The organism is Scytonema sp. HK-05, assembly GCF_963872035.1.
GTDB lineage: Bacteria > Cyanobacteriota > Cyanobacteriia > Cyanobacteriales > Nostocaceae > Kalymmatonema.
The window spans coordinates 1-2,613 of record NZ_CAWMYC010000081.1; the positions used below are offsets into that span (position 1 = coordinate 1).

A 2,613-nucleotide genomic window follows, 5' to 3' on the forward strand; every position below is an offset into this window, starting at 1 on the left:
TGCTTTCTGCTTTTGTCCTAAAGCGGAGTAGACTCCACCGATGTTATTGAGGGTTGTGGCAACGCCCGTGCGATCGCCGACGGAGCGTCTAAGGGGCAGAGATTGGTTGTAGTACTCTAGTGCTTTCTGCTTTTGTCCTAAATCGTCGTAGACTCCACCGATGTTATTGAGGGTTGTGGCTTCCCCAGAGCGATCGCCCACTGCGCGAGAAAGGGGCAGAGATTGGTTGTAGAACTCTAGTGCTTGCTGACGCTTACCAATGTTGTCATGGTTCAAACCAAGCCCAAGCAGTGCAGTTGCTTCCAGTTTTTTATCTTTGAGTTCTCGTGCAAGAGTGAGAACTTCCTGCAATGTTTGTATTGCCTGTTGGTGTTCTTGCTGCTGTGTCTGTTGTTTCCCTTGCTCTAATAATCGTTCTGCTTGTTGAGCTTGATTTTGAGTCTGTCCCCAACTGTGTTGAACCATGAGCGATGCAGAAACAGGAGTTATGCACACACCCAATGCCAGTAGACGACTGATAATTTTTTTCATACAACGAACTCATATCAATTCGTTTTCGTATTAATAAGGTGTCGCTCGAATAGACATCGTTTTTTGTTGCAGATTAAACTGCATTTCATCGACGACATACTGTCTATCTTTCGCTACTGACTGAATACCAAGCAACCGCTCTGGGGAAACGACAGGTGGTACTAAGTTTACCACCGCTAAACCTTGAGTAGCATTTTTAATTGTAAAAGTTCCAAGTGGAAGATTGTTCCAAGTGACTGGCTGACCTTTAGGGCGATCTCGTTCACCGCGAATAATCTGCTGTCCATTGCTTCTGTAAGCTGTCGCACCATTTCTGAAAACAACTTTTTCAACTTCTTTTAAGGGAACCGGGAGAGTTTTGTCACTACGCTGCATCGATAGTGTTTGCGCTGATGAATCAATTGCTGTCACCCGTCCGCTAAGTGATTTACCCCCCTTAAGCGAGACATCTGCTAGTTCTGGTAACGCTACAGAAATTGCAACTGGCTGCACTTGGACTTGTGCTTGTGTCAATAATAAATTTTTCTTTTCTACATTCTGACCAGTGACAGCTTGGGAGTTGGCTACTAATCCTGTTGCCGTAGCTACAACCACCACAAATAATACCTTGAAATAAGGTTTCATAGTTTTAAAAGTGTTTTCTATAGCATTTCACTTTCTTTGTTAAACTTCACAACTATCTACCAAATTTCCGTAAAATAAGGCAAACCAATTGATGAATTAGTAGATAGTACTAAGTAGTGCATTTTATAAATTTGTATTGTAGTATGTCATGCTGAGCGAAACGACAGTGAAGCGAAGCATCTAGAGATTCTTCGTTCCGCTTCGCTCCACTCAGAATGACATAGACGACACTACAAGTTGTACAATTCTGTACTAACATTGCCAATTTCTTTACTTTTGGAATGCTTCTGTGACCCAGGCTCCCCAACCAAATCAGGAACCCAATATTTTAGGTAAATTTGCCAGTGTCGTCGGCTTACTAGGTATTGCGCTGTTTTTTGCAGGCTGGATTTACCGATGGTCATATTTCTACTTCTTTCAACTAGAAGTCACTAATCTTGACTTTCCGGCACAGTCTTTTCTTTTTGTTCCTTTACAGATATTTCTGGGAGATGGTTGGGCAATATTGAGAACTGTGTTTGCTTTTCTCCTAGCGGTAATTGCCATTCAACTCACTTTATGGCTCATTTGGATAATAACTGAAGCATTTGTTAACACATTCAACCAATTTCGATCAGCTCGAACGAGCCGCGCAACCCAACGTAGGCGTTCATGGATAGGTAAACAATTAGACTCTCTGGCTGTATTTACTTCTGTACAACTGCGTTCAGTTCAGTTTTTGCGCTCATTGGTGAATGAAATAGTTATAGTATCCTGGGTATTAATTTTCATATTTTGGTTAGCTCGCTGGCAAGGCTTTGCAGATGCTCGCCGAGACGCTGGTCAAAATTCCACCTTGCCTGTAGTAGCCTTAATTACACCTGAAGAGAAGTTTGCATTGGGACGCAAACTTGATGACGTGTTTGCAGATCCATCCCTGGAAAAGTACCGAATTATAGGAGATAGAGGTTTATTTGATGACCTGCGTGGAAAGGAAGATACTGATATCAGCAATCCTAAACAACCTAGAGTTTGGCGCATACTTCTAGAACGTGGCGGCTGGATTTATTTGTTTCAAGCATTACCGCCAAATGCAAAAGCGAATGAGCGTCCATTGGTGTTGGCGATTCAACAAGGTGAGAAGGGACATACAGTGATTCGTAGCCCAGAAGTTTCTAATACCAAATAGGTCGAAATATTTTGGAGCAAGTTGCGATCGTCCTTAGCACGGCGACGCTTCCAGCGTCGTTGCACGGGCTTTGCCGTGCAGTTCCAAGCTCCACTTGGAACCCGTGCCGGACGCGCTCCGCGATCGCTACAATCAATTAGATAAGTTGCACAGCGATCGCCTTTGGGAGTATGGATAAAATATTGTAGGGTGTTTTATCGAAGAGAGTAGGGCACCACCTCGGATTTTAGGTGCGTTACCGAAAAATGGGGTTTAAAGCCCCGCCGTTTAGTGGCGGCTTTTTATTAACT

Annotated in this window: 4 protein-coding genes; 2 read left to right on the plus strand and 2 right to left on the minus strand. The window is 43.5% G+C overall.

The genetic code is table 11. From position 1 onward, the window contains the following. Positions 1 to 531: tetratricopeptide repeat protein (locus AACT52_RS11075; protein ID WP_143173027.1), on the minus strand; the 531-nt coding region annotated here is incomplete at its 3' end. Positions 532 to 561: 30 nt separating this feature from the next. Further along, positions 562 to 1,155 (minus strand): hypothetical protein, encoded by a 594-nt coding sequence (locus tag AACT52_RS11080; protein WP_073636635.1) that lies wholly within the window; start codon positions 1,153 to 1,155, stop codon positions 562 to 564. 289 nt (positions 1,156 to 1,444) lie between these two features. On the opposite strand from AACT52_RS11080, the gene AACT52_RS11085 reads away from it, so the two are divergent. Both AACT52_RS11085 and AACT52_RS11090 read left to right on the plus strand, forming a co-directional pair. Further along, entirely contained in the window at positions 1,445 to 2,323 is an 879-nt protein-coding gene (locus AACT52_RS11085) for a hypothetical protein (RefSeq protein ID WP_073636636.1), read from the plus strand. Between the two features lie 21 nt (positions 2,324 to 2,344). Next, positions 2,345 to 2,467, plus strand: coding sequence for a hypothetical protein (locus tag AACT52_RS11090; RefSeq protein WP_272937162.1), 123 nt, complete (start codon positions 2,345 to 2,347; stop codon positions 2,465 to 2,467). Positions 2,468 to 2,613 lie beyond the last annotated feature (146 nt).

Coding starts and splice junctions, on each gene's coding strand:
- AACT52_RS11080 (WP_073636635.1), bottom strand. CDS start 1,155: ATGAAACCTTATTTCAAGGTATTATTTGTGGTGGTTGTAGCTACGGCA.